We start from the raw sequence: 25,284 nt of genomic DNA, 5'->3' as shown, positions 1-25,284 counted from the left end.
TTTTGGTCCCCCCCGCCCCCGCCCCCCCCCGCGGCCCGCGCCCCATGGGGCGGGCGGGCCCGCCGGGGCCCGCCGCGTCAGTCGTCAGGGGTGTCCAGCTCGCCCAGCGCGAGCGCGGACGCCTCGTCGAGGTCGAGCCGCGTGCCTTCCTCGAAGGCGGCCCGGTAGGCCGCCTCGCCCATCGACTTCTGGCACTCCTTGACGCACCGTTCGTGGTCGCTGGTCAGGAACGGGGCGCCGAGCTGCGGCAGGCCGGCCGTCCGCCAGTTCTGGTGCAGAGCGCCCAGCAGTGTGGCCGCCGTCGCGGGCTTCTCGTCGGCGGCGAAGATGCGGGCCATGGTCTCCAGCCCGAGCAGCGTGCCCAGAGTGTCGTGGAAGTGCCGCTTGATCCGCACGCCCTCGCGCGAGCTCTCCAGCGCCTCGCTGATCCGCCGGGTCGCCAGCCTGGTGATCGACAGCGCCCACTGCGCGTACGAGCTCACCCACAGCTCGCCCCGCTCGCGGCACACCTGCAGGCAGTCGAGCAGCAGCGACTCCGCCTCGTACAGCTCGCCCTGCGACGACAGCACCAGCGACAGCTCGACGATCGCGGGCAGCAGACCCGGGTTGAGCTCCTTGTTGTCGGTGTTGAACTCGATGGCCACGCCGAGCAGCGCGCTGGCCTTCTGCAGGTCGCCCTGGAGCAGCGCCGCCGTGCCCTGCATCTTCGAGGCCAGGATGACGGCCTTGGAGTCGCCCACCCGGACCGCCTCGCTGCTGCACTGCTCGGCCGCCTCCAGCGCGCCCGCGCTGTCGCCCTGGGCGCTGCGGACGTACGACAGCACCCACAGCGCCTTGCAGCGCTCCTTGCTCACCCCCGGGTTGGCGTGCAGCGCCCGCTCCAGGTACAGGCGGCCCTCGCGGGCGAAGCCGCAGCACACCCACATGAACCACAGCGACGACAGCAGCGTCAGCGCCTGCACCGACGAGCCGGGCGTGCGCAGCGCGTGCTCCAGCGCCACGCGCACGTTGTCGTGCTCCTGGCGCATCCGGACGAACCAGTAGATCTGCCGCGGGCCGGACCAGGCGTCCTCGCCGCGCTGGGCCAGGCTCAGGTAGTACTCGAGGTGACGCTGGCGCATGCGCTCGCGCTCGCCCAGCTTCTCCAGCCACTCCTCGCCGTACTCGGCCAGCGTGTCGATCAGCTTGTAGCGCACGCCCGCGTGGTTGCTGCGGATGAGCAGCACCGACTTCTCCACCAGCCCGGTCACCAGGTCGGTGATCCGCTCGGCGGGCAGCCGCTCGTCGGCGCAGACGAACCGCGCCGCGTCCAGCTCGAAGTCGCCGGCGAACACCGACAGCCGCGCCCACAGCAGCCGCTCCGCCGGGTCGCACAGCTCATGGCTCCAGCCGATCGCCGCCCGCAGCGTCTGGTGGCGCGGCAACGCGGTGCGGCTGGCGCCCGCCAGCAGGCTGAACCGGTCGGCCAGCAGCTCCACGATCTGGTCCACCGACAGGGCGCGCAGGCGCACGGCCGCCAGCTCGATGGCCAGCGGGATGCCGTCGAGCCGCCGGCACAGCTCGGCCACCGCGCCGATGTTGCGCTCGTCGAGCACGAAGTCGGGCACCACGGCCCCGGCCCGCGCCGCGAACAGCTGCACCGACTCGTTGGTGAACAGGCTCTCCGCCGGGTCGTCGCCGGGCACCTGGAGCGGCGGCACCGGCACCACGTGCTCGTACGGCAGGTGCAGCGACTGACGGCTGGTGGCCAGCACCTTCAGCCGGGGATTGCTCTCCAGGAGCTCCTCGACCAGCTCGGCGCAGCCCTGCACGAGATGCTCGCAGGTGTCGATGATGAGCAGCATGTCGCGGTCGCCGACCCACTCCGACAGCGACTCGGAGGCGGCCCGCGAGGACTGGTCGGCGATGCCGAGCGCCGAGGCGATGGTGTGCTTGACCATGCCCGCGTCCTGCAGCCGGGCGAGGTCGGCGAACCAGACGCCGTCCTCGTACTGGGCACGCACCTGGTGGGCCAGCCGCAGCACGGTGCGCGACTTGCCGACCCCGCCGATCCCCGTCACGGTGACCAGCCGCGACTCGCCGAGATGGCGCTTGAGGTTGGCGAGAAGGCGCGTGCGCCCCACGAAGCTCGTGAGCTCCGCCGGCAGATTGCCCTCTCGCCGCCAGCCGGTCGGGGTGGCCATCGGCAGCCTCACGTGGGGGTAGGCGACACCTGCCCTGGCATCGTACCCTCGCGGCCCGCCCGTGTCCGGTCTCCCGCGCGGCCCGAGGGGTCAGGTTTGTACGTCTCGATAGCATGTATGCCGTGAGTGACTATCTCCCGGAGCAGACCTCCGACGACACCGACCTCGGCTGGGGCGACGAGCGCGACGCCGACCCGGACGCCTTCTACCTCGACAACAAGCCCCCGCACTGGGCCTGAGCCCTCAGCTGACCACGTCCTTGCGGCGGAAGCGGCGGAACGCCACCGCGATCAGCACGGCCGCGTAGGTCACCGACACCGACGCGCCCCGGATCATCCCGCTCAGGTCCGGCTCGGGCGCGAGCGCGTCCAGCCAGGCGGTGTTCCAGAACGTCGGCAGGAACTCCCGGGCCGTGCCGAGCGCCTCCACCGCCTGCAGGATGGTGCTGACGATCCACAGCCCCACGGCCCCGCCCACCGCGCCGAGCGGCGAGTCGGTGACCGTCGAGATGAGGAAGGCCAGCGCCGCCACCACGAGCTGGCTCACCAGCGCGTACGCGACGACGATGCCGAAGCGCGGCAGCACGTCGAGCGCCGGGATCGTCTCGCCCGTGCCGGGCACCTGGATGTCGTTCCAGCCGAACGCGAGCGTGCCCGCGAGCAGCGCCATCAGCGGCAGGACGACCACCGCGGTCGCCGAGTAGCCGAGCGCCACGACGAGCTTCTGCCGCAGCAGCCGGTCGCGCGGCACCGGCGCGGCCAGCAGATAGCGCAGCGACGACCAGCTCGCCTCGCTGGAGACCGTGTCGCCGCAGAACAGCGCCACGGCCACCACGAGCAGGAAGTTGGCCGACACCGACAGCACGAACGCCGCGAAGTTCAGCCCGCCGGCGGTCGCCAGGTCGGAGACGCGCAGCGACGCCTGCTGCTGGCCCCCTCCCTGCGGGCCGAGCTCGAAGGCGAGCACGAGGACCCACGGCAGCGCCAGCAGCAGCCCGAACATGGCGAGCGTGCGCCGCCGCTTGAACTGCCGGACGATCTCCACGCGCAGGGGCAGCGTGCGCCCCGGCGCGTAGCCGGGCGCGTGCGCGCGGCCGGGTTCCCGCGCGTGGCCGGGTGCGGCGGTGGTCACGACTTGTCTCCGATGAGGTCGAGGAACACGTCTTCGAGCCGGGGGCCGTGCCCGTTGGTCCGCGCCGCCCCGTCGAGCAGGACGGACACCGGTCCGGCGGACACCAGGCGGCCCCGGTGCATGACCACGACGTGGCTGCAGGTCTGCTCCACCTCCGCCAGCAGGTGGCTGGAGACGATGACCGTGCGGCCGTCGCGGGCGTAGCGCTTGAGCACCTCGCGCATCTCGCGGATCTGGGGCGGGTCGAGCCCGTTGGTCGGCTCGTCCAGCACGAGCAGGTCGGGCAGGCCCAGCATCGCCTGGGCGATGGCCAGCCGCTGCCGCATGCCCTGCGAGTAGGTGCGCACGGCCCGCTCCAGGGCCTTGCCCAGGCCCGCGATCTCCAGCGCCTCCGCGAAGCGCGCGTCCTCGGTGGGCCGGCCGGTGGCCGCCCAGTAGAGCTCCAGGTTCTCGCGCCCGGACAGGTGCGGCAGGAAGCCGGGCCCCTCGACGAACGAGCCGAGCCGCGACAGCACCGGCGCCCCCGGGGTGACGGGCTCGCCGAAGATGCGGATCTCGCCGTCGTCGGGGTGGATGAGGCCCATCATCATGCGCATCGTGGTGGTCTTGCCCGCGCCGTTGGGGCCGAGCAGGCCGAGCACCTGGCCGCGCTCCACCCGGAAGGACAGCCCGTCCACGGCCTTCTCGCCGTTGCGGTACGCCTTGGTCAGCCCGCTGATGTCCAGTGGCACGTCCGCGCCGGAGGCCGCGGGCGCGGCCCCGGCCCGGGACCGCGTTCTGCCCGTCACCAGGAGCACCACGGCCACGACGACGGCGACGAGCGGCATCGCCCACACCCACCAGGCCACGCCTGTCGCGGGCGTCTCCAGCGCGGTCACGGTCGGGACGGCCAGCGCCGCCGAGGCCAGGCCCACCTGGTACGAGGCCGCCTCCGCGGGTGTGGCGTAGCCCATGTCGGTGGTCGAGACCGTCAGCCGCAGCCGGTGGCCGGCGGCGAAGAGGTGGTCGATCGCCGGGAGCGTCACCGTCGCCTCGGCACCGGAGGCCCCGTCCGGGATCGTCACCCGGAACGGCGCGACCAGCCCGGCGGGCAGGGTGGGCGGCTGGACGCCGTCGGCCACGTCGAGGAGCTTGGCGAACAGCGTCACCTGTCCCTTGCCCGACACCTTGAGCCGCACGGTGGGGCTGCCGGTGAGCTGGAGGGGCCTGGCCAGCGGCGCCGACTCGAAGGAGGCGCTCTGCCCCGGCATGTCGAGCGACACGCTCACGGTGCTCTGGCCGCCGCCCAGCAGGCCGTTGACGCCCGGCACGGTGGAGATCGCGGCGGGGGAGCCGCCGGGCGGGTTGGCCACGTTCTGGTCGGGGCCGCTCAGCGTGACCTGGGTGGTCGCGGTGCCGCCGAGGCCGGGGTAGGCGCCGGTCTCGGGGTGCAGGCGGATGCGCTGGCGGGTGCCCGGGTCGCGCCCGGCGTCGCGGGTCACCGTGAACGCCTTCGCGACGGGGGAGCCGTCTCCCTTGAGGTGGCGGCCGAACCAGGCGGTCGTCTGCTCGTACAGCCAGTCCACTTCGCCGTTGCCGCCGTCGTGGCCCCCGTCGAACCACGCCACGCTCACCGGCGTGCCGGCGGCGGCGATCGCCCGGGCGTTGGCGTCGGCCTGGCCCAGCGGGAACAGCGAGTCGCGCTGCCCCTGCAGGAGCAGCGTCGGCGCCTTGATCCGGCCCGCCACGGTGACCGGGCTGGAGGCGCGCAGCAGGGCGACCGCCTCGGGTGTGGCCCGGCCGGTCTCGGCGACCTGCTGGTAGACGCGGCAGATGTCCGGCGTGAACCGGCCGCAGCGCGCCTCCTCGGCCGTCAGCGGCCGGGCCGGGCCCTGAGCCCGCGCGGCCAGGCCGCCGAGGCCGCCCAGGCCCTGGATCTCACCGCCGCCGCGGCCGAAGAAGAAACCCGCCCACATGCGCTTGAACACGCCGTTCTCCGGCCCCTTGCCGGTGGCGTCGGGGAACAGCGCGCCGGCCAGGTCGGCCCAGGTGATCTGCGGGACGATCGCGTCGATCCGGGAGTCGTAGGCGGCCGTCATCAGCGCGATGGAGCCGCCGTACGAGCCGCCCGCGATGCCCACGCGGGGGTCGCCCGGCCCGTCGAGCCGCACCTCGGGCCGCCGGGCCAGCCAGTCGACGAGCTGCTTGACGTCCTTGACCTCGTAGTCGGGGGAGTTCAGCGCGATCTGCCCGGTGGACTCGCCGAAGCCGCGCGCCGACCAGGTCAGCACGGCGTAGCCGTCGCGGGCCAGGCGCTGCGCCTGGGCGCGCATGCCGTCCTTGTCGCCGCCGAACCCGTGGGCGAGCAGCACGGCCGGGGCCTTGCCGCCGCCGGACGGCGCGAAGAAGGTGGTGTCCAGCTCGACGCGCTGGTCGCCCGCGGGGCCGTCGAGCACGGTGATCCGCTGCTCCTTCGCGCGCGCCTCGGGCGCCGACGGCCATGCCAGCCAGGCCCCCACTCCTGCGAGGACGAGCACCACGAGGAGGGCGACCGCACGTTTCATGACCGAAAGCCTACTTTCCGCACCTGAGAGAACCCTGAGATCGTCCGGCTCGCTCGCCTCCGCCGGGAACGAAGGGGCATGGACGCGGCGCGCGATCGCCGTAAGATGCAGCCCGTGAACGCACCAGCAATCGTCAAAAAGGCCGCCGACTGGGCGGTCCCCTACTGGACGCGGGGGCCGGCGGGCCGCGAGACGCCGCCCGACCTGTTCCGGGTCCTCTACTACGGGTGGCTGGTGGCGCTCACGCTCAAGCTGCTCGGCTCGGCGTGGGACGTCTCGTGGCACTTCAAGTGGCTGCGCGACGACCTCGCCCCGCCCCACCTGCTCAACTCCGCCGGCACCGCCGTGGCCCTCGGCCTGACCATCGTCCACGGCTACACCGGCTACGGCGTGGACAAGGCCGCGCTGCGGCTCATCCAGTGGGGCACGGGAGTGTTCCTGGCCGCGGTGCCGCTGGACCTGATCAACCACCGCGTCAACGGGCTCGACATCACCTCGTGGAGCCCCTCGCACATCATGCTCTACCTTGGAACGTTCTTCATGATCGCCGGGGTGATCCGGGGCTGGTTCACGGGGGCGCCGCCGGGGCGGGAGCGCACGGTGCTGCTGGGGGCGTTCTTCGCGTTCTTCCTGGAGAACGTGCACTTCCCCGAGCAGCACCAGGAGTACGGCGTGCTGTCGATCGGCGCGTGGGACAACCACGCCACCTACGCCGAGCCGATCCTGCTGCGGTTCGCGGCCGACCAGATGGGCCGGCCCGTCGACCGGGAGATGATGACCGCGTTCGCGCTGCCCGTGCCGGACGCTCTCTATCCCGTGTACGCGGTGGTCGCCGGGCTCGGCGTGCTCGTCGTGGCCCGGATGCTGATCGGCAGGTTCGGCGGGGCGACGCTGGTGGCGGCCGGCTACGTCGGGTTCCGCACGCTGATCTGGCCGCTGCTCACCTTCACCGGCTTCCCGCCGTCGGCCGTGCCGTTCTTCCTCGTCGTGGGCGGGCTGTGCGTGGACCTCGCGTTCGCGGTGCGGCAGCCGGTGGTCAGGGCGCTGATCGGGTCCGTCGGCGTCACCGCCGTCGCCTACGGCGCGCTCGCCGTGCAGAGCGCCCTCATGGGCCAGGTGTACGGCGTGCTCAAGGGGCAGAGCGGCCTGCTCGGCGCCCCGCCCCTGGTGACCGGCTCGGCGCTGTGGGCGGGGGCGGGGCTGCTGGCCGCCTGGCTGGCCTTCGAGTGGTGGGGCGGCCGGGCGGGCCGTCAGCCGATCGAGGCCCGGGTGATCGCCACCGCGACCCCGTAGGCGAGGCCCATGACGGCCAGCTCGGCCGTCGCCCACGCGACCACGGCCGTGGCCGCGCCGCCGCGGATCGCCGGCAGCAGCCGGAAGCGGATGTGCGCGGCCAGCGGCACCAGCAGAGCCGCCAGGGTCAGCTTGGCCACCACCAGCAGGCCGTACTCGCTGGAGAGGATCGCGCCCGGCAGCTCCACGCCGGGCGTGAGCGCCATCGTCCCGAGCCCCGTGACCAGCCCGGACAGGCTCACCAGCAGCAGGCAGACCGTGGCGATCCTGGAGAAGCGCGGAAGTACGGCCGCCAGCAGGTCACGGTGCGGCGCGACGAACACCGTCACCGCCGCCAGCCCTCCCGCCCAGGCCGCCGCGCCCATCACGTGGGTCTCCATCGAAATCATGATCGGGTCGTGCCAGACGGAGTTCACCGCGTGCCCGGTCACCGGGATAGGCAGCAGCCCGAACAGCGCCACCACGATCCGCAGCTCGGCCGGCACCTTCTCGCCGAAGCGCACCGCCATGAGCCCGATGCCGGCCGCCGCCAGCGCGCAGGCGGCACTGAACAGCAGCCCCTGCCCGGTGCCGACGCTGTCCACGTAACCGGCGATCATCGCGGGCGTGGGCACGGACCCGGGGTTCAGCTCGGCCGTCTGGAACACGATCGTGAGCAGCGCGCTGGCCGCCCACACCCAGGCGGCGGTGACGGTCAGCGGGCGCACGCGGCGCAGGACCGGCTCGGTGCGGCCGGGGTCGTCGAAACCGAGCAGCTTGGGCAGCAGGCTCATGCCGACCACGGCCACGGCGGCCAGGTCGAGCACGACCCGCACGACCGGCAGGCCGTACGCGACGACGGGGCCCGGCATGGGGATGCCCGGCACGGCCTCCTGCGCGGTCAGCCCGGAGGCGACCACGGCGGAGACGACGGCGCAGGCCAGGAACACCCCGGCCACCGCGCCGCCGCCGGCGGGGAGGACGCGGCGGCGCTGGGGAGCCTCGACGCTCACGCGCGGTCCTCCCCGTCCGATCCGTCTTGGGGCCGCCCACCGGCGTCCCCGTCACGGGCGGTGCCGCTGGGAGCGGCCCCGGAGCCGTCCACAGCACTGGGGCCGGTCACGGGTGCGGGGCCGGAGGTGGTCGCGTCGGCGGGGCGGGCGCGGCGCAGGGCGACGGCGGTGCCGGCCGCAAGCAGCAGGAGCGCGGACACGATCCACACCACGGCCATGCCCGCCCCGCCGTTGGCCGCCGCCTCGGCCGCCCGGGCGCTGTCGGCCGCATCCGAGGTTCCCGCCGTCTCCGAGGGGGCCGCTTCGGGAGCCGCCGTGGCCTGGGTGTCCGCGGAGGCCGGGGCCGTCAGGCTGAAGGTGATCTTGCCGGTCACCGGGTGCCCGTCGGCCGACAGGATCCGGTAGCCCACCACGTACGCGCCGCCCGCCGTCAGCGGCCTGACCTTGACCGTCACCTTCTCCGCGGCCACGGACGCGGCCCCGTCGGCCATCGCCGCACCGCCGGGGCCCGTGACGCCCACCTGCGCGTATCCCTGGCGTACGGCCTGGTCGAACACCAGCGTGATCTGCGCGGGCGCGGCCGACAGCGCCGCGCCGTCCTTGGGGTCGCTGCTGATGAGCACGTTGTGCGCCCGGGCCGGGAGCGAGATCCCCACCGCGGCCGACACGAGCAGCAGGACCGTGAGTAGCCGCCTCACCGATCGACAACCTTCCCTTGAACGCTTCCAAACCCGTCTATGCTCCCATCCGTGACGGACCTCTTCGGCGGCGCGGCCACCTATTACGCGCGCTATCGCAGCGACCACGGTGACGAGGCCATCGGTCACCTGGCCCGCGCGTTCGGCCCGGACCGCGTCGTGCTGGACCTCGGCTGCGGGCCCGGCACGGTGGCGATCCCCCTGGCCGGGCGGGTGCGCGCGGTGCTGGCCGTGGACCCCGACGAGGAGATGCTCGCCGAGGGCCGCCGCCTGGCCGGGGGCGCGGCGGGGGGCATCCGGTGGATCCGGGGCGACTCCACCACGCTGCGCGCGCTGCCGCCGTTCGACCACGTCGTCATGGGCAGGTCGTTCCACTGGATGGACCGCCGGGCCGTGCTGGCCGACCTCGACGCCCTGCTGCCGCCGCACGGGGCGGTGGCCCTGGTGGGGCCGGTCCGCGAGGAGCGGGACCCGCCTTGGGAGGCGGTGGTGCGGCCGGTGCGCGCCGCGTTCGGCCTGAACGAGTCCGGCGTGGACAGGCAGCGGGCCCTCGGCTCGTTCCAGGCGACCGGCGAGCACCACGACGAGGTGCTGGCGGGATCGCCGTTCGGCCGCGTCGAGTCGGCCCGGTTCGAGCGGCTGGTGTCGATGGACGTCGACGCGTTGGTGGGGCTCCAGCTCTCGTTCTCCTACAGCGCGCCCGCCCGGCTGGGCGACCGGCTGGACGCGTTCACGGAGGCGGTGCGCCGGGCCCTGCTGGCCGACCGCCCCTCGGGCGTGTGGGAGGAACGGAGGATCACCGAGGTCCTGCTCGCCCGCCGCCCCTGACCGCCAGGCCGGCCGGGACCGGCAGGGCGGGGCGGGGCGGGAGTGTTCGGGCCCGTGGGCGACCGGCATCTTGCCGGCATCACCCGAGGCGCCGCCCCGTCCGGTCGCCGGGCGCCCGCACGCGCACGGCGACCGGAGGCGGTCACAGGTCGGTGGGGGCGAGGCCCAGCTCGGCCGCGGCGGCCGTGCGGATGAGCTGGTTCGCGCGGCGGCGCGACAGCGCCTTGGGGTGGACCTGGATCTGGATGGCGAGCCCGTCGATGAGCGCGAACAGGCGCCAGCTCGCCCCCTCCGGGTCCTCGCAGGCGAACTGGCCGCGCGCCACCCCGTCCTCGATGATCCCGCGCAGCACCTGGCGGCCCTGCTGGTCCAGCCGGCGGGTCGTCTCCTCCAGGTCGGCGCTGCGGATCGACTCCGCCCAGGCGTCGATCCACAGCCGCCAGCCGTCGGCCGAGCCGCCCGGCGAGCAGCGCCGCAGCAGCGTGCGCAGCCGTTCCAGCGGGGGCCGCTCCAGCCGTTCGATGCTGTCCAGCGTGTCGCGGTGCAGGCGGGCCGCGTAGGCGAACGCCTGGGCGAACAGCCGGTCCTTGGTCTCGAAGTGGTAGAAGAGCAGCGCCTGGCTCACCCCGGCGGCCCGGGCTATGTCGAGTGTCCTGGTGTGCCCGAACCCCTGCGCGGAGATCACCTCGCAGGCCGTCTTGAGCAAGTCCTCACGTCGTAATCGGCTGAAACCTGGTGTCACAGCGGGCCACTCTAACCAGTGGCCAGAAACAGATGTAGGACAAACCGGGCATGGGTATGGGAGCGTGACCAGGAGGTGCGGGTCACATCTCCCTGATCGGCAGCCGCAGCACGAACCGGGCCCCGCTGCCGGAGTCCTCCAGGGTGAGCGTGCCGTGGTGCGCCTGGGCGATGTCGCGGGCGATGGACAGGCCGAGGCCGGTGCCGCCGGCGTCGCGGTTGCGCGAGGCGTCCAGCCTGGTGAAGCGCTGGAAGACCAGCTCGCGCTGCTCGGGCGCGATGCCTCCGCCGTCGTCCAGTACCTCCAGGACGGCGTGGCCGTCGTCCTGGCGCACGGTGACGGTGATCGTGGACTCGGCGTGGCGCTCGGCGTTGTCCAGCAGGTTCGTCAGCAGGCGGGCGAGCTGGAGCCGGTCGCCGGTCACGACCAGGCCCGGCTGGAGCGTGGTGGTGAGCTTCTTCGTGCGCGGCCTGGCCGTCTCGCCCGCGACCAGCTCGGCGAGGTCCACCGGGTCGCGGGCCATGGGCGAGCCCGCGTCGAGCCGGGCCAGCGTCAGCAGGTCGGTCACGATGGCCTGCAGCCGGTCGAGGCTGGACAGCAGGGCGCGGCCCATCTCCTCCCACTCGGCGTCCTCGGGGTGCAGCATCGCCTCCTCGACCTGGGTGCGCATCGCGGTGATCGGGCTGCGCAGGTCGTGGGAGGCGTCGGAGGCGAACCGGCGCTGCTGCTCGACCGCCGCCTCCAGCCGGTCGAGCGTCTGGTTGGCGGTCTCGGCCAGGGAGCGGATCTCGTCGGCCTGGGTCGGCACGGGCAGGCGTTTGCCCAGGTCGCTGCTCGTGATCTCGGCGAGTTCGTCGCGGATCTCCTGGACGGGCGCGAGCGTCCTCGCCACCACCCGTGACACGCCGAACCAGGCCAGGGCGACCAGGGCCACCGAGACGCCGATGAGGAACGTGAGCACGGCCGGATGGACGTACCAGGGCACGGTGCGGCCGACAACGTACACCAGCCAGTCTCCGCTGTGCTCGTACACCCGGACGACGGTCATGAACTCGCACTGACCGGGGAAGTACGGCAGGTCGCAGACCACCTCCATGCGGCTGGCGTTGAACTCGTCCGGCACGACGGTGCTCATGCGCGGCAGGCCGACGAGGTTGGCGGTGGAGGCCACCACCCCGCCCCGGGAGTCGACCACCTGGATCCCGTCCAGGTCGCTGGGGAGCACGGTGGGCAGCGCGCCGCGTTTGACCAGGTGGACCACGCGCAGGGCCGAGGTGGTCACCTCGGTCTTGCGGTAGTCCTCCGCGGTGCTGTGGATCGCCCACAGCACGAACGCGTTGACCATGATGCTGAGCAGCACCATGGCGATTCCGGCGAACAGCGTCAGCCGCGTCCGGATGGACCTGCCGAACCGTGTGACCAATCCTTTCCCCCCGGTGATCAGATGATCACACTAAGTCGCCATCGTCCTAATCAACGGAGATTCACCGCCAAATCCGGATAAAAGGTGCATTTGACGGCGCTCTATGCCGGTCCGGCAAGGCTGGTTAGAGTAAGTGAACACTGATGCCCGAGGAGAGAACGTGAATCTCGACGAGTACCGACGGGCCGCCAGGGCATGGCTGCGCGACAACGCGCCGACCGGCGAACCCGCGAACGAGGACGCGATTCCCCACGCCAAGGACTTCATGGCCAGGCTGTACGACGCCGGCTACTCCGGCATCACCTGGCCCGCGCGCTGGGGCGGCCAGGGCCTGACGCAGGCCGAGGAGCGCGCGTTCGCCGCCGAGGCCCGCCACTTCTCCCTCCCCACGTACGTCTTCTCCATCGGACTCGGCATGACCGGGCCCACCCTGGTCGACCGGGGCACCGACGAGCAACGCGCGCGGTTCGTCCGGCCGCTGCTGCGCGGCGAGGAGATCTGGTGCCAGCTGTTCTCCGAGCCGGGCGCGGGCAGCGACGTGGCCGCCCTGCAGACCCGGGCGGTCCGCGACGGCGACCGCTGGATCATCAACGGGCAGAAGGTGTGGACGTCGGTCGCCCAGCACGCCGACTGGGGCCTGCTGCTGGCCCGCACCGACCCCGAGGCGCCCAAGCACCGGGGCCTGACCATGTTCGTCGTGGGCATGCGCGACCCGGGAGTCACGGTCCGGCCGCTCAAGGACATGACCGGCCGGGCCCACTTCAACGAGGTGTTCTTCGACGACGTGGCCGTCCCCGACGCGCACCGCGTGGGCGAGGTCCACGACGGCTGGAGCGTCGCCGTCACGACCCTGCTGCACGAGCGGCTGTCGATCTCCTCGGGCGTCGGCATGGGCCGCGCCAAGGACGACCCCACCTCGCTGGAGGCGCTGCGCCGCACCGCCGACACCGGCGACCCGCTGGTCCGTGACGACCTGGTCGAGCTGCACATCCGCACCCGGGCGCTGGCCCTGTTCAACCAGCGGCTCGGGCAGGAGGCCGAGTCCGGGCTGTTCCCCGGCGCCCGGGGCAGCGCCGCCAAGCTGCTGCTGGCCGAGCTGACCCTGTTCGAGGCCGACCTGGCCACCCGCCTGGCCGGCCCGTCCGCCGTCGTCGGAACCGGGGACGGCGAGGGCGCGGGCCCGCTCGCGCACGCGATCTCCCTGGCCCCGGCCATGTCGCTGGGCGGCGGCACCAACGAGATCATGCGCAACATCATCGGCGAGCGCGTGCTCGGCCTGCCGCCCGGGCCGCGCGTCGACAAGACCGTGCCCTTCAAGGACCTGAAGGTGGGGACGCAGGGATGAGGCTCGTGCTCACACCGGAGCAGCGGGAGCTGCGCGAGGCGGTCCGCTCGTTCCTGGCCGCCGCCTCGCCGCCGGCCAAGGCCCGCGACGGCTACGACCCCGCGGTCCACGCCCGCCTCAACGGCGAGCTGGGGCTGTCCGGGCTGACGGTCCCCGAGGAGTACGGCGGGGCGGGCGCGGGCATGGCGGAGCTGGCCGTGGCGCTGGAGGAGACCGGGGCGGCGCTGCTGCCGGGGCCGTTCCTGGCCACGGCGTTCGCGGCCCTCGCGCTCACCCGGGCACCCGACAAGGAGCTGCTGGCCGGCGTCGCCGAGGGCCGGGTCGCCGCCACGCTCGCGCTGCCCGTCGTGGCCGGCGGCCTGACGGCGCGGGCCCGGAGCGGCGGCGGGGTGACCGTGCACGGGACGCTGCAGCAGGTCCTGAGCGCGGCGGAGGCGGACGTGCTGCTGGCCGCCCTGCCCGGGGCGCCGGCCGGCGAGTCCGTCACGGACCGGCCGGGGGAGTCCTCGGGCGGCGAGCCGGACGGGCTGGGGGAGTCCTCGGGCGGCGGGCTGGTTCTGGTCGCCGTGGACCTCGGCGGACCGGGCGTCAGGCGCGTCCCGCTGGAGACCCTCGACCTCACCCGGGGCCAGGCGCGGGTGGAGCTCGACGGCGCGCCGGCCCGCGTGCTCGGCCCGCTGGGAGCCGAGGGGGCCGCCGCGGTGGCCGACCTGGTGGCCGTCGCGCTGGCCGCCGAACAGCTCGGCGTGCTGCGCGCGTCGCTCGACGCCATCGTCGCCTACGCCAAGATCCGCGTCACGTTCGGCCGCTTCATCGGCTCCTACCAGGGCGTCAAGCACAAACTGGCCGACATGCACTGCAAGCTCGAACAGGCCGAGTCCATCGTCCGCTACGCCGCCTGGGCCGCCGACGAGGACCCCGCCGAGCTGCCCCACGCCGCCGCGCTCGCCCAGGCGTACGTGGGCCGCGCCTGTTTCGAGGTGGCCCGCGACCACCTGCTGCTGTACGGCGGCGTCGGCTTCACCTGGGAGCACGACGCGCACCTGTTCTACAAGCGGGCCAAGGCCGACGAGGTGCTGCTCGGCCCGCCCCGCGTCCACCGCGCCCGCCTCGCCGTCCTGATGGAGGCGTGATGGCGGCCGACGAGCCCGCGGGCGGGCACCCGCCCGGTTTCTACGCGCTGGCCGCCGCCGACCCCGGCCGCCTCGCCGTGATCGACGCCGACGGCACCCGGACCACGTACGGCGAGCTGCTCGCCCGCGTCAACCAGGTCTCCCACGGCCTGCGCGCCCGCGGGCTCCGCACCGGCGACGTGGTCGCCGGTGTGCTGCCCAACGGCCTCGACGCCGTCGTCATGATCATGGCTACCGGGCAGATCGGCCTGTACTACGTGCCGGTCAACTGGCACCTCACCGCACCGGAGATCGCCTACATCCTCGGAGACTGCGACGCCAAGCTGGTCGTCACCCACGAGGCGTACGCGGACAAGGTGCCGACCGGCGCCGAGACGGGCACGGCCGGGCTCGCCGAGGGGCGGCCGGAGAGCGCGCCCGAGGGCCGCACCGCGGGCGCGGTCATGTGGTACACCTCCGGCACCACCGGCTTCCCCAAGGGCGTGCAGCGCCGGCTGCCCGGCTCGGAGCCGGAGGCGGTCGTCCCGCTCTACATCTGGTTCCTCGGCGAGGTGGTGGACCTGACGCCGGGTCGCGACGTCCACCTGGTGACCTCGCCGATGTACCACTCGGCGCCGTGCGCGCACACGCAGTTCGCGCTGCACCTCGGGCACACGGTGGTGATCACGGCGCGGTTCGAGCCGGTCCACGTCCTGGAGCTGATCCAGCGCCACCGGGTGACGAACGCGATGATGGTGCCGACCATGTTCCACCGCATGCTCCACCTCCCGCGCGAGGTCCGTGAGGCGTACGACGTGTCCAGCCTGCGGCAGGTGATCCACACGGCCGCGGCGTGCCCCGTCGCGGTCAAGCGGGAGATCATGGAGTGGTGGGGGCCGGTGCTGTACGAGTACTACGGCTCCACCGAGTCCACGATCGCCTTCGCGGTCAAGCCGGACGAGTGGCTGGCCAGGCCCGGGACCGTGGGCCGTCCCGCGCCGACGTTCGAGGTGCGGGTCCTCGACGACGAGGGCCGCGAGGTGCCGCCGGGCGAGCCCGGCATGGTGTACGTCAAGTCGGGCCTCGGCCGGTTCGAGTACCGCAAGGACCCGGCCAAGACGGCCGCCAGCATGCGCGGCGAGTGGTACGCCCCCGGCGACATCGGCTACCTCGACAAGGACGGCTACCTGTTCCTGTGCGACCGGCGCACCGACCTCATCGTCTCGGGCGGCGTCAACATCTACCCCGCCGAGGTCGAGGCCGCGCTGCTGGAGCACCCGTCGGTCGCCGACGTCGCCGTCATCGGAGTGCCCGACGATGAGTGGGGGCACCGGGTGGTCGCGCTGGTGCAGCCGGCCGAGGGGGTCACACCCGGCCCCGAGCTGACGGCCGCGCTGCTGGAGCACTGCGCGCCGCGCCTGGCCCGGTTCAAGCATCCGCGGGTGATCGAGTACCGGGACAGCCTGCCGCGCACGCCGACGGGCAAGCTGTCACGCTCCCGGGTGCGGGAGGCGTACCTGGCCCAGCGGTGACGCTCACGAGGCCGGGGGCGTACCTGGGCTTGCAGTGACGCTCACGAGGTCGGCGGGCGGGTGGCGGCGGCCGCCCGCCGGTAACGCTCGCCCAGCTCCGCCACCGCCTCCGCCAGCTCCGGGGGGTCCAGCACCTCGAAGTCCACGCCCAGGAACCCCATCCACGCCGCCAGCCCGCCCAGGTCGTCGCCGCCGATCCGCAGCAGGCAGGTGCTCTCGTCCACCGGTTCGGCCTCCAGCCCGGCCGGCAGCCGGTCCATCCTGTCGGCGGGCGCGTGCAGCAGCACCGTCGCCCGGTACCTCCACATCGCGGTGTTGACGCCCTTCTCCACGTACTGGGCCACGTCGCCGTCGCCGGGCAGCTCGCGCGGCGCGAACCGCGGCCCCTCCGGGACGCGCGGCAGCAACCGGTCCACCCGGAACGTCCGCCAGCCGCTCCGCTCGACGTCGTAGCCCAGCAGGTACCACCGGCCACGCCGATGGACCAGACGGTACGGCTCCACGTCCCGCACCGTGGAGTCGCCCTCGTGGCCGGTGTAGTCGAAACGCAGCCGGTGCCGGTCGCGGGCGGCGTTGGCGATCGTCGTCAGCACCTCCGGCGCCACCGAGGGAGCCCGGCCGGGGATCTGCACGGTGTAGGCGTTGAGGGCGCTCACCCGGTGACGCAGCCGCGACGGCAGCACCTGCTCCAGCTTGGCCAGGGCCCGCACCGAGGTCTCCTCGATGCCCTCGACGCCGCCGCCCGCGGCCCGGCCCAGCCCGACCGCAACGGCGACGGCCTCCTCGTCGTCCAGCAGCAGCGGCGGCAGCGCGGCGCCCGCCCCGAGCCGGTAGCCGCCCGCGACGCCGGGAGTGGCGTGGACGGGGTAGCCGAGGCTGCGCAGGCGCTCGACGTCGTTGCGGATGGTCCGGGTCGAGACCCCGAGCCGCCCGGCCAGCTCGGGGCCCGACCACTCCCGGTGCGCCTGGAGGAGGGACAGCAGCTTCAGCAGGCGCGCGGACGTTTCGAGCATGCGCCCAGTCTGCCCGTCATCGCGGAAGCCTGCCTTCCGCTTTCAGCCGCCGAACAGCTTCTGCGCCTGCTGGATGACGGTCAGCACGGTCAGCGAGCCGAAGAAGGCGATCGACCAGACCAGCGCGGCCAGCCGGTACGACCGGACCTTGATGACGGACGGCAGCGCCCGGCGGTTCAGCACGATGAGCAGGATCGAATACACGAACATCATCACGGCCGCGAAGCTCGCCGACATCACCAGCAGGATCAGCGGCTGGTCGAAGCCGAGCAGCAGGATCGCGATGCCGACCAGCGTCATGGCCCACACGATGATGAAGTAGACCCGGTTCACCGAGACGGGCCGGTCACGCAGGTAGACGGTCTTGATCGTGTCGGACGCCAGCCGCGAGGTGTAGTCCACGATGCCCATGGCCGAGGCGAACAGCGCCAGCGCCCCGATCAGCCAGAACAGGATCCCGAACCACGGGCCCACCACGTCCTGCAGCGTCTCGCCCTCCACCTTGAGGAACCCGATGCCGTTGGCCAGCCCCTGCTTCCCGAACACGGTCGAGTACGCCAGCATCGACATGAACGCGATCGTCAGGAACGACACCAGCGCGAACGTCGAGGCCTGCTCGATGTTGGCGAAGCGCCACCAGGCGCGCCACCGGGCCAGGTTCTCCTTGGTGGGCGCGAACTGGAAGCCCGTCGAGGAGGCCGCCTCCTCGTGCCCGGTGACCGGGCTGACCAGGCGCGGCACGTACAGGCCCATGCCGAAGCCCTTGTCGCGGATCCAGTTGCTCTGGCAGAGGTTCTGGCCGCCGCCCGCGCCCGCGTAGGCGATGGCGCCCATGAGCAGCGCGAAGTCCAGCGGCGGGACCGGGAACCGGGCGCCCACCGTCAGCCCCCTGCCCAGCTGCACCCAGCTCTCGGCGGTGATCGCCAGCGCGACCGCCACCACCACGAGGATCGTCACCAGCGCGATCTTGACGAAGATCACCCGTTCCAGCGCGACGTAGATGACCGGCGCCAGCGTCAGCCCGAGCGCGATGACCAGCAGCATGCCGATCGCGATCCAGCGCACGCTGCCCTCGCCCGAGCCGGTGAGGTACGTGACCATGGTCGCCGACGTGGTCACCCAGCCCGGCCACAGGTTCGACGCGAGCGTCATCAGGACGAACACGATGCCCCAGTGCCGCCACAACCGGCTGAACCCGGTCAGCGCCGTCTCACCGGTGGCCAGCGTGTAACGCTCGATCTCCATGTTGAGGAACCACTGCGTGATGATGCCGATCGCCGCGCCCCAGATGAACACCAGCCCGACCTGGGAGGCGATGTACGGCCAGAGGATGAACTCGCCCGAGGCGAGCCCCACGCCCGCTCCCACCAGTCCCGGGCCGATGATGCGCCAGGGGGAACGCGGTGGTTCGGGCAGGTCGCGGACGGTGACGGACGGCAGGACTCGTGCGGGGACGGTCGGAGTGAACTCCGTCATCGCGGATCTCCTTGTTCGGCTCCCGGTAGAAGCTCAAACCAGCGGATAACCGGTTATTTTCCTGCTTTACGGCGGCTTATTCACATTTGCACAATATTTGCGGCGGCGGGTGACCGGAAGACGCGGTGCACGGATCGGTGTCCCATGGCTCCGCGAGCATCCAAGAGCGTCGGCGGCCCACCCTCCCGCCGCCCTCCGGGCCCCGCCCACCCTCGTCCCGCGACCCGCGCCTGTCCACCCGCGCCCGGCCACCTTCGTCCGGCATGTTCGTCCCGCCACCCGCGCCCAGCCCACCTACGTCACGGCCACCTTCGTCCGGCCGGCTTCAGGTGATGAAAGGGCGCCCACGGTGGCTGACTGGGGGCTATCGGCCCGTGACAACGACGTACTCGCCGGCGTCCGTGAAGCCCGTCACGCGCCCGCCCTGCCGCATCAGCCCGCCCAGCGCGTCCCGGACCGCCAGCCGCCACGCCCTGCCCGCTCCCGGGTCGCTCCGCCGCAGCGTCTCGATGTCGTGCGGCGTCGCCACCAGCGTCACCGGCCCGTCCGGGCGGCCCCTCACCGGCCGCTCGCCCTCCACGCCCAGCCCCACCGTGTACGGCGGAGGCGGCGGCTGCTCCGGCTCCTCCTCGAGCCGCCACGCCATGAGCAGCCGGTCGGACTCGTCGCCCTCGTTGATGGCGTCGGCCATGACCCCGTAGAAGTTCTCGACGTACTCGGTCGGCCGCGCACCGAGCTTCACCAGGTTGAACCGCGCGTTCCTCCGGACCAGCGGGTCGAACGTCCAGGTGATGCGGGTCAGGTCATGCTCCAGGCACCAGGCGCGCTGGTGGAGCTTGAGCGCATAACCGATTCCGCGCCCTATGGCGGCTCCGGTCACGTGGGAGTGCAGCGTGCGCCCCGCCGCCAGGAACCCCACGGACGCGCCCACCAGCCGCTCACCCTCGTACGCTCCGGCCACGTACCCGCCGGTGTGGGCGAACCCGATCATCAGCTCGACGGACACGGGGGCGTTGGCGGGATCGGGATGCCAGATGTCGTCGAACAGGCGGTGGACGTCCTGAAACTCGGGGATCCGGTGCAGCTCGCGAATCGTCACCCCGGTCCGCAGAGCCGCCTCCTCCGCCACCCGCCACGCCCCCTCCACGCCACCGGCCCTCAGTGCACCCTCCACGCCGCTGTGACTCCGCGCATCTACCGCTCCGCTGTCCGTCCGCCAGGCGGCCTCCACTCTGGCCTCCGCCGGGTGGCGGCTCTCCGCCGGCTGCTCACTCATGGTCACGCGCCCCCCTTATGTCGCTCATTTCGGCGCCTCAGGAGTCTCCATGTCGCGCGGCGCCTCAGGAGTCCCTGCGTACTCGGACGCGAGGGCGTACCCCGCTCCGCGGCCGTCGGCCCGCCGTACCAACCGCCCGGCCGACACCCGTACGGCGCTCTCGGTCCCGTCGTTCACGGACGGCAGCCCGGCGGCCGCGGCCACGCGCCCGCGCTCGTCGCACACGATCCGCACGTCCGGCCATGCGCCTGCCGGCACGGCGGCCCGCAGGTGGGCGCCCATCCGGGCCAGCGCGAACCGCGCCAGCGGCCCCAGCTCGCCCGGGTCGCCCGTCACCACGACCAGGGTGATGGGAAGGGCGGCTCGCGCGGCCCGCACGACGTCCTCCAAGGCGGACAGACGCCGCAACCCGAGGAAGACCACCAGCCCGTCGCCGTGACCGCGGCCGTTCTTACCATCGCCGTCGAAGGAGATCGGGGTGCCGCGCAGCGCGTCCATTGCCGGGGGCGGCGCCCAGGGCGCGTCGAGGGAGTACGGCTCCAGGGCGAGGATGGGGAGCAGCGGGGCCGGCCCGGGATCGAGCCGCGCGAGCCGCTCACAGGCCCGCACCACATCCTCCCGCTCAGCCGCCCCCAGGCCATCTCCTGGCTCGGCCCCCAGGTCATCCACCCGCTCGGTCAGCGGGTCGCCCTCCCGTTCGGCTCGCGCGTCACCCTCGCGCTCAGCCTGCAGGTCATCCTTCCGGTCGACTCTCGGGGGGTATGGCTCGGCTCTGAGGTCGTCTGGCTCATCCCCTTCGTTGCTTCGCCCCGGACCCGAACCCAGCCCGGAGGAGAGTACGGTCCCGGGGAGGGCGGTCTCAGGGCGGGCGGGAAGGGCGAGTGCTGGGCGGGCGGCGAGGGCGTCACACTGAGACGCCCCCTGGAGCAGGGTGAGCGTCGCCGTCGCCACTCGCACCAGCCGCCGCTCCGGGTGCCCGTCGAGCCGTTCCAGAGCCAGCCCGAGGAGTGTCGCGTACAACGTCATGAGCTCGCCGAACGCCAGCCGGCTGTCCTCCTCGGCCTGCACCTGTGGCACCAGTTCGCGCCACACGGCCATCGCGCCCGCAGGTACGGGATCGTCCAGCCAAGCCCGCGCGACCGCTCCCAGCACGCGCGCCACGTCTCCACCGCCGGCCCCCTCACCGGAAAGCGATCCGCCGCGCCCCTCAGCGGATCGCCGCGGGCGCGGCCTTCCGCCCGAGAGCCTTCCGCCGGCCAGTGGTCCGCCCCATCCTGTGTCGAGGAAGCGCGCGCCTGGTCGACCGCCCGGGAGCGGTGCGTCCGAGTCTGTGCCGCTTGCCGCGCGCGATTCCTCGGCGGGTGGTGGCGCGCCCGAATCCTCGCCGGGGAACGGGGCGCCCGGTCGTTCGCCCGGAGCCGGGCCGTCCGGCCGGTACGAGTCGGCGAGGACGGACCAGTACGAGTCGGCGAGGACGGAGAAGAACAGGGCTCGCTTGCCGGGGAAGTTCGAGTAGACCGCGCCCCGCGTGAGCCCCGCCCGCTCCGCTATGTCATCGACCTTGACGTCGCGGAAGCCGCGCCCGGCGAACTCATCGCGCGCCGCGGCCAGGACGCGCGCCCGGTTGCGCTCCTGCGACTCCGCCCTCGTGATCCGCCCCATCCGCTCACGATATCGCCCGTACCTGCCCTCTGATCAGCCTGAACCCAGCCCTCGGCCGGTCCGGCCCCCAGTCCTCGTGCCGGTCTGAACCCAGCCCCCTGATCAGCCCGTTCCTCTCTCGGGGCAGACCTGCCGCAGTGCTCGGGTCAGCCTGCATACTCTCCGACATCGGCCGCGACAGGTTCTGCGGCACCAGGTCACGTCCACGACCGAGCTCGCTGGTCCGGCCGCCACCGTGGAGCGTCTCCACTGCTCCGGCTGAGAGGCCCCGGCAGGTAGCGCCTGCCGGGCTCGGAGTGGCGAGGTCGCGCCGAAGTGCCACATGCCGCGCATCAGGCTGGTGCAGCAGCTACGGGCCAGGCTCGAGGCGCGCACTCCCGATTCAGCGCCTCACCAACACCGTGCGGGCAAGACCTCCAGAATCATGGCTGGCCAGGGATCAGGGTGTCGCGGTGAAGAAGGGCATCCAGTTGGGGCGGCTGAGGGCGTCGGTCCAGCCGGTCAGGGGGATGACCTTCTGCTTGCCCGTCACGTCGACCAGCACCAGGCGGTAGCGGGATGTGCTGCTGTTCGCGCGGTCCTGGGCCCAGGCGATCAGGTGCGTGTCGTCGGCCCAGGCCAGCGACTGTGTGATGACGTGAACACCGGGTGGTTTCAGGAGGGTGGTGTCGCCCGAAGCGACGTTCGTGACGAAGGGGGCTGAGCCGGTCCTGCCGCCCATGGCCAGCAGTCGTCCATCGGGGGAGAGCCCGGCGGGCTGGTCGCTCAAGGACTCCTGGGCGGGGCCGGGACGAGAGCGCCCCGTGAGGTCGTAGTACTTGCGGGGTCGCTGGCGAGCCCCGGTCCACTCCCAGATCAGCGAGCCGTCGCGACTCCAGGAGAGATCGTCGCGCAGGCCGGCCGAGTCCGGGTCGCCGGGCAGGTCGTGGAAAGTGGTCTTGCCGCTCTCCACGTCCACCATGGCGAAGCCGGTCCTGACCTGCCGCGTGTCCGGTTCTGCGGCGGGATCGGCGAGCAGCCCGGGAACGCGCTTGTACGTGGTCACCAGAAGCCGTTTCCCGTCCGGTGACCAGGTGACGCTTCCCGCCACCGCGCGGCCGAGGTCGATCCAGCGCCGTTGGCCGGCGGCGGCGGTGTCGACCAAGCCGATTCGGCGCGCGGGCAACGTCTCTTCCAGCACCGCGGCGGTCCGGCCCGAGGGCGCCACGGCGACCCATCCCCATCGCGCCCCCGTGTAACCACCCGTGCCCGCGTGGGTGAGCAGGTACCAGGAGCAGCTCGGCTCGCAGGCGGCGTATGCGGTGAGCGCGACGTGACCGGCGGCGACGCGGTCCGCCGGGATCGGGCGGCGGAGATCGGCCGCTATGTCCCCCTGCCAGGTCGCGCTGGTGGTGATGTCGGGAGCGTCTCCTGCGACGAGCGGAGGCACCGTGACCACGCCGACGGTGACGGCGGCGACCAGCGCGGCCGCGGTGGTGGCCGCCCTTGTGATCCGCACGCGCGTCCGCTTCCGCCATGCGGCGTGCGCCACGCCGACCGGCACCCTGGCCTGGTCGGCCACCGCGCCGAGGGCGTTTTTCACCAGCTCGTCAGTGCTCATGTCGTGTCCTTCCCGGGAATCGCTCACGGTGAAGCCTTCGAGCGGGTGTACAGGTCGTGGAGCTCGGGGCACAGCTGCAGGAGCCGGGCCAGGGCCCGGTGGGCGGTGCTGCGAACGGTGCCGATGCTGCAGCCGAGGATGGCGGCCACAGTGGACTCCGAGTGGTCCTCGAAGTACCGGAGCACGAGCACGGCGCGTTGTTTGGCGGTCAGCATGCCGAGCGCCTTCTGGACCACGATCTTGAGCTCGATGTCGTGCGTCGCGTCGGCGTCCGCCCGCTCGGGGAGCTCCGGGACGGCGTACTCCCGCCTGCGCCGCCACCACGAGATCTGCTGTCGGTACATGACCTGCCGGAGATAGCTGTCGGGGTCGTCGATCCGGCTCCATTTGAGCGCCGTCTTGGCCAGGCTGGTCTGCAGCAGGTCCTCGGCCGCGTGCTGGTCTCCGGCGGTCAGCAGGTAGGCCAGCCTGATGAACGCGGGCGAGCGCGCCGACACGAATTCGTGAAACTCTCGCTGCTCGACGGAATCCACGATCACCTCCACATACTCACAGGGCCGGCGCGACGCCGCTGAAAACAGTGCCGGAGCGGGGGATCTCGCCGCCGAGCGCCTGGGTGACCGTCACGAAGTGGTAGCCACGAGCGGAGAGCCCGCGCAGCACGCGCGGGATGGCTGCCACCGTGGTCGGGTGGATGTCATGAAACAGGATGATCGCGCCGGGTTTCGCCGCCGACAGGGCCGCGCGGGTCACCCTGGCGGCGTCGCGGTACTTCCAATCCAGCGTGTCCACGTTCCACATGACCAGCGGATGTGGCGTCTGCGCGCGGACGACGGCGTTGACGGCGCCGTACGGGGGACGCACGACGCTCGGCGTCACCCCCGCCGCCTTCCTGATCGCCTCGTCCGTACGCCGCAGATCGTCGCGTACCTGGGCTGCCGTCAGCCTGGTGAGATCGCGGTGCGACCAACTGTGGTTGCCGAGCTCGTGCCCGGCTTCGGCCGCCTGGCGCACCACGTCCGGGCTCAACGCGGCATTCTGCCCGACAACGAAGAACGTGGCCCGCGCGTGGAACCTGGCCAAGTGGGCCAGCAGCGCCTGTGTCCAGGGCCCAGGCCCGTCGTCGAACGTGAGCGCCACGCACTTGGCCCGGTGGCAGTCGACGGCTGGGGCCGATTCCGCGGTCGGTGGAGCTGAGGGCCGCGGGGAGACAGGCGGCTCCAGGACCAGGCGCCGCTCAGGTCGGATGACCTGCCGCTGCACCCTGTGCCCGAAGTCCGACAGCAGCGACCGCGTGACCGCGGCCGGCAGCACGGCCCGCAGCTGCCCGGCGGGCGCCGCCCCCACCACAGCCTCGTCGAAGCTCACCACCAGGTCCCCGCGAGGCGTGAACGCCAGATCGTCCAGGTAGCGGGCCCGGGAGGCGGCATCAGCCATGACGGCCCGCAACGCCTGAGCGTCGAAGCCCGGCTTCCTCGACAGGGCAGTGCCCAGCGCGGCGGCGAGCTTCCCGATCGAGCCTGACTCGACAAGCGCGGTCGCGGGCACGACCTTGCCGGTCTCCCGTCGTACCACCGCGTGGTGGTGGACAAGCCGTCCCCGGCCCCGCCGAGCCACCACTCGGTGTAGCGCACTCCGATGACGTCTCCCGAGGCGGCCAGGAAGGCGAAATGCAGGTTGAGCTCCGCGGTGTGGCTCCGGGTGTCCTGCTCGCACGCCTGGCCGGCGAAAACGGCGCGCCGGCTCTCTGTCATGCGGCGCAGCGCCGTGGTGAACGGCTCCGCGCCGGGCACCTGAGGGTAGGCGATCGACCAGGGGCACAACTGGTCGTCGCGGGTGTCGCGGATCACGCGAAGGGCGTCGATCCACGTCGGCGAGACGGTCGCGATCTCGTCGGTGTGGTGCGCCACGCCCAGGACTGCGGGCGTCCGCCGGCCCTGCTGAGCCGGCGTCGCCCCGGAGGCGGCCCAGGCCGCCGCCACCAGACCGGTGACGACGAGCAGCAGGGTCTTCATGTGGACACGTTTCACGGCCGCCGGAACTCCACTCTTCATGACGAATGACGACAAAACACGCGTTGGGTAACCAATCGGGTAGATGCGTGTTCCCCGTGTTTTGTTGTCATAAGGACGCGGCAGGGTGCGGTCATCTTTGCGACCTGCCGAAGACGTTTTTCGCCGTGATCAAGAGGTGCCGTACGCGCGGGCGGTCCGGACCCACTCCCCACAGAGCCGCCGTCACCGGCGCCGGCCCCCGGCCCCGACCGGCCTTCCAGGCAAGGTGCTGCTCCGCCTCGTCGCCCGCGATGGGACTGGCCGGTCTGACTGCGCGCGCCGGCCGGAGGTGGCCCGCGATCGCGAGGGGGGTGTCGCCCAGCACGTACGCGGGGGTGTTCCGCATCCCGGCCAGGCCGATGTCCGTCATGATCAGCTCGT

General features: G+C 72.7%; 20 protein-coding genes and 1 pseudogene. 5 read left to right on the top strand and 16 right to left on the bottom strand.

Annotated elements, in window-relative coordinates; translation table 11 throughout:
• Nucleotides 1-77: 77 nt before the first annotated feature.
• The 3 genes from AB0H81_RS31575 to AB0H81_RS31565 form a co-directional block, all read right to left on the bottom strand.
• A complete protein-coding gene (locus tag AB0H81_RS31575) occupies nt 78-2,195 on the bottom strand; it encodes an AAA family ATPase (RefSeq protein WP_358381845.1) in 2,118 nt (705 codons plus the stop codon).
• Between the two features lie 231 nt (nt 2,196-2,426).
• A complete protein-coding gene (locus AB0H81_RS31570; RefSeq protein ID WP_358381843.1) occupies nt 2,427-3,314 on the bottom strand; it encodes an ABC transporter permease subunit in 888 nt (295 codons plus the stop codon).
• On the bottom strand, nt 3,311-5,857 hold the full coding sequence (locus tag AB0H81_RS31565; protein ID WP_358381841.1) for a CocE/NonD family hydrolase: 2,547 nt from the start codon (nt 5,855-5,857) through the stop codon (nt 3,311-3,313). The genes AB0H81_RS31570 and AB0H81_RS31565 overlap by 4 nt, the downstream gene beginning before the upstream one ends.
• 105 nt (nt 5,858-5,962) lie before the next feature.
• Between AB0H81_RS31565 and AB0H81_RS31560 the strand changes: the two genes are divergently transcribed.
• Nucleotides 5,963-7,150: a hypothetical protein gene (locus AB0H81_RS31560; protein ID WP_358381839.1), complete on the top strand. Its 1,188-nt coding sequence runs from the start codon at nt 5,963-5,965 to the stop codon at nt 7,148-7,150.
• On the opposite strand, the gene AB0H81_RS31555 is transcribed toward AB0H81_RS31560, so the two are convergent.
• Both AB0H81_RS31555 and AB0H81_RS31550 read right to left on the bottom strand, forming a co-directional pair.
• A complete protein-coding gene (locus tag AB0H81_RS31555) occupies nt 7,108-8,142 on the bottom strand; it encodes a CopD family protein (RefSeq protein WP_358381837.1) in 1,035 nt (344 codons plus the stop codon). The two genes, AB0H81_RS31560 and AB0H81_RS31555, sit on opposite strands and share 43 nt — an antisense overlap.
• Entirely contained in the window at nt 8,139-8,840 is a 702-nt protein-coding gene (locus tag AB0H81_RS31550) for a copper resistance CopC family protein (protein WP_358381835.1), read from the bottom strand. The genes AB0H81_RS31555 and AB0H81_RS31550 overlap by 4 nt, the downstream gene beginning before the upstream one ends.
• A 51-nt stretch (nt 8,841-8,891) precedes the next feature.
• Between AB0H81_RS31550 and AB0H81_RS31545 the strand changes: the two genes are divergently transcribed.
• Complete coding sequence (locus AB0H81_RS31545; RefSeq protein WP_358381833.1) at nt 8,892-9,668, top strand: class I SAM-dependent methyltransferase; 777 nt, start codon at nt 8,892-8,894, stop codon at nt 9,666-9,668.
• 142 nt (nt 9,669-9,810) lie between these two features.
• On the opposite strand, the gene AB0H81_RS31540 is transcribed toward AB0H81_RS31545, so the two are convergent.
• Together AB0H81_RS31540 and AB0H81_RS31535 are read right to left on the bottom strand one after the other, a co-directional pair.
• The gene (locus tag AB0H81_RS31540; protein WP_358381831.1) at nt 9,811-10,374 is read right to left on the bottom strand and encodes a TetR family transcriptional regulator C-terminal domain-containing protein; all 564 of its coding nucleotides are present in this window, start codon (nt 10,372-10,374) and stop codon (nt 9,811-9,813) included.
• Nucleotides 10,375-10,492: 118 nt separating this feature from the next.
• Nucleotides 10,493-11,833 carry a HAMP domain-containing sensor histidine kinase gene (locus AB0H81_RS31535; RefSeq protein ID WP_358381829.1) on the bottom strand — a complete coding sequence of 447 codons (1,341 nt, stop codon included), beginning with the start codon at nt 11,831-11,833 and terminating at the stop codon, nt 10,493-10,495.
• A gap of 160 nt (nt 11,834-11,993) precedes the next feature.
• Here AB0H81_RS31535 and AB0H81_RS31530 point away from each other — a divergent pair, with 160 nt between their 5' ends.
• Genes AB0H81_RS31530 through AB0H81_RS31520 form a run of 3 tightly spaced genes read left to right on the top strand, consistent with a single transcriptional unit; the run spans nt 11,994 to nt 15,822 of the window.
• Nucleotides 11,994-13,178, top strand: a complete 1,185-nt coding sequence (locus tag AB0H81_RS31530; protein WP_358381827.1) for an acyl-CoA dehydrogenase family protein — start codon at nt 11,994-11,996, stop codon at nt 13,176-13,178.
• On the top strand, nt 13,175-14,311 hold the full coding sequence (locus AB0H81_RS31525) for an acyl-CoA dehydrogenase family protein (RefSeq protein WP_358381825.1): 1,137 nt from the start codon (nt 13,175-13,177) through the stop codon (nt 14,309-14,311). The genes AB0H81_RS31530 and AB0H81_RS31525 overlap by 4 nt, the downstream gene beginning before the upstream one ends.
• Nucleotides 14,311-15,822, top strand: a complete 1,512-nt coding sequence (locus AB0H81_RS31520) for an AMP-binding protein (RefSeq protein ID WP_358381823.1) — start codon at nt 14,311-14,313, stop codon at nt 15,820-15,822. Before AB0H81_RS31525 ends, AB0H81_RS31520 begins: the two co-directional genes overlap by 1 nt.
• Nucleotides 15,823-15,863: 41 nt before the next feature.
• Here AB0H81_RS31520 and AB0H81_RS31515 read toward each other — a convergent pair whose 3' ends face one another.
• From AB0H81_RS31515 to AB0H81_RS31475, 9 genes and pseudogenes are all read right to left on the bottom strand, one after another.
• Nucleotides 15,864-16,835, bottom strand: coding sequence for a YafY family protein (locus AB0H81_RS31515; RefSeq protein WP_358381821.1), 972 nt, complete (start codon nt 16,833-16,835; stop codon nt 15,864-15,866).
• 42 nt (nt 16,836-16,877) lie between these two features.
• Nucleotides 16,878-18,311 (bottom strand): Nramp family divalent metal transporter, encoded by a 1,434-nt coding sequence (locus AB0H81_RS31510; RefSeq protein WP_358381819.1) that lies wholly within the window; start codon nt 18,309-18,311, stop codon nt 16,878-16,880.
• A gap of 364 nt (nt 18,312-18,675) precedes the next feature.
• Nucleotides 18,676-19,587, bottom strand: coding sequence for a GNAT family N-acetyltransferase (locus AB0H81_RS31505; RefSeq protein WP_358381817.1), 912 nt, complete (start codon nt 19,585-19,587; stop codon nt 18,676-18,678).
• 1,461 nt (nt 19,588-21,048) lie between these two features.
• Nucleotides 21,049-21,249 (bottom strand): annotated as a pseudogene (locus AB0H81_RS31500) (helix-turn-helix domain-containing protein); the annotation flags it as partial.
• 439 nt (nt 21,250-21,688) lie between these two features.
• On the bottom strand, nt 21,689-22,849 hold the full coding sequence (locus tag AB0H81_RS31495; protein ID WP_358381815.1) for a hypothetical protein: 1,161 nt from the start codon (nt 22,847-22,849) through the stop codon (nt 21,689-21,691).
• 23 nt (nt 22,850-22,872) lie between these two features.
• Nucleotides 22,873-23,382 (bottom strand): SigE family RNA polymerase sigma factor, encoded by a 510-nt coding sequence (locus AB0H81_RS31490; RefSeq protein ID WP_358381813.1) that lies wholly within the window; start codon nt 23,380-23,382, stop codon nt 22,873-22,875.
• A gap of 16 nt (nt 23,383-23,398) precedes the next feature.
• Nucleotides 23,399-24,286: a polysaccharide deacetylase family protein gene (locus AB0H81_RS31485; RefSeq protein ID WP_358381811.1), complete on the bottom strand. Its 888-nt coding sequence runs from the start codon at nt 24,284-24,286 to the stop codon at nt 23,399-23,401.
• A complete protein-coding gene (locus tag AB0H81_RS31480) occupies nt 24,214-24,879 on the bottom strand; it encodes a hypothetical protein (RefSeq protein ID WP_358381809.1) in 666 nt (221 codons plus the stop codon). The genes AB0H81_RS31485 and AB0H81_RS31480 overlap by 73 nt, the downstream gene beginning before the upstream one ends.
• Before the next feature lie 115 nt (nt 24,880-24,994).
• Nucleotides 24,995-25,284, bottom strand: a 290-nt coding sequence (locus AB0H81_RS31475; protein ID WP_358381807.1) for a hypothetical protein, incomplete at its 5' end; no start/stop codon positions are given.

This window comes from Nonomuraea sp. NPDC050691 (assembly GCF_040654455.1).
In the GTDB taxonomy this organism is placed as follows: Bacteria; Actinomycetota; Actinomycetes; order Streptosporangiales; family Streptosporangiaceae; genus Nonomuraea.
Note: the sequence above shows the minus strand (reverse complement) of the source record. Positions and strands in the feature narration are given on the sequence as shown.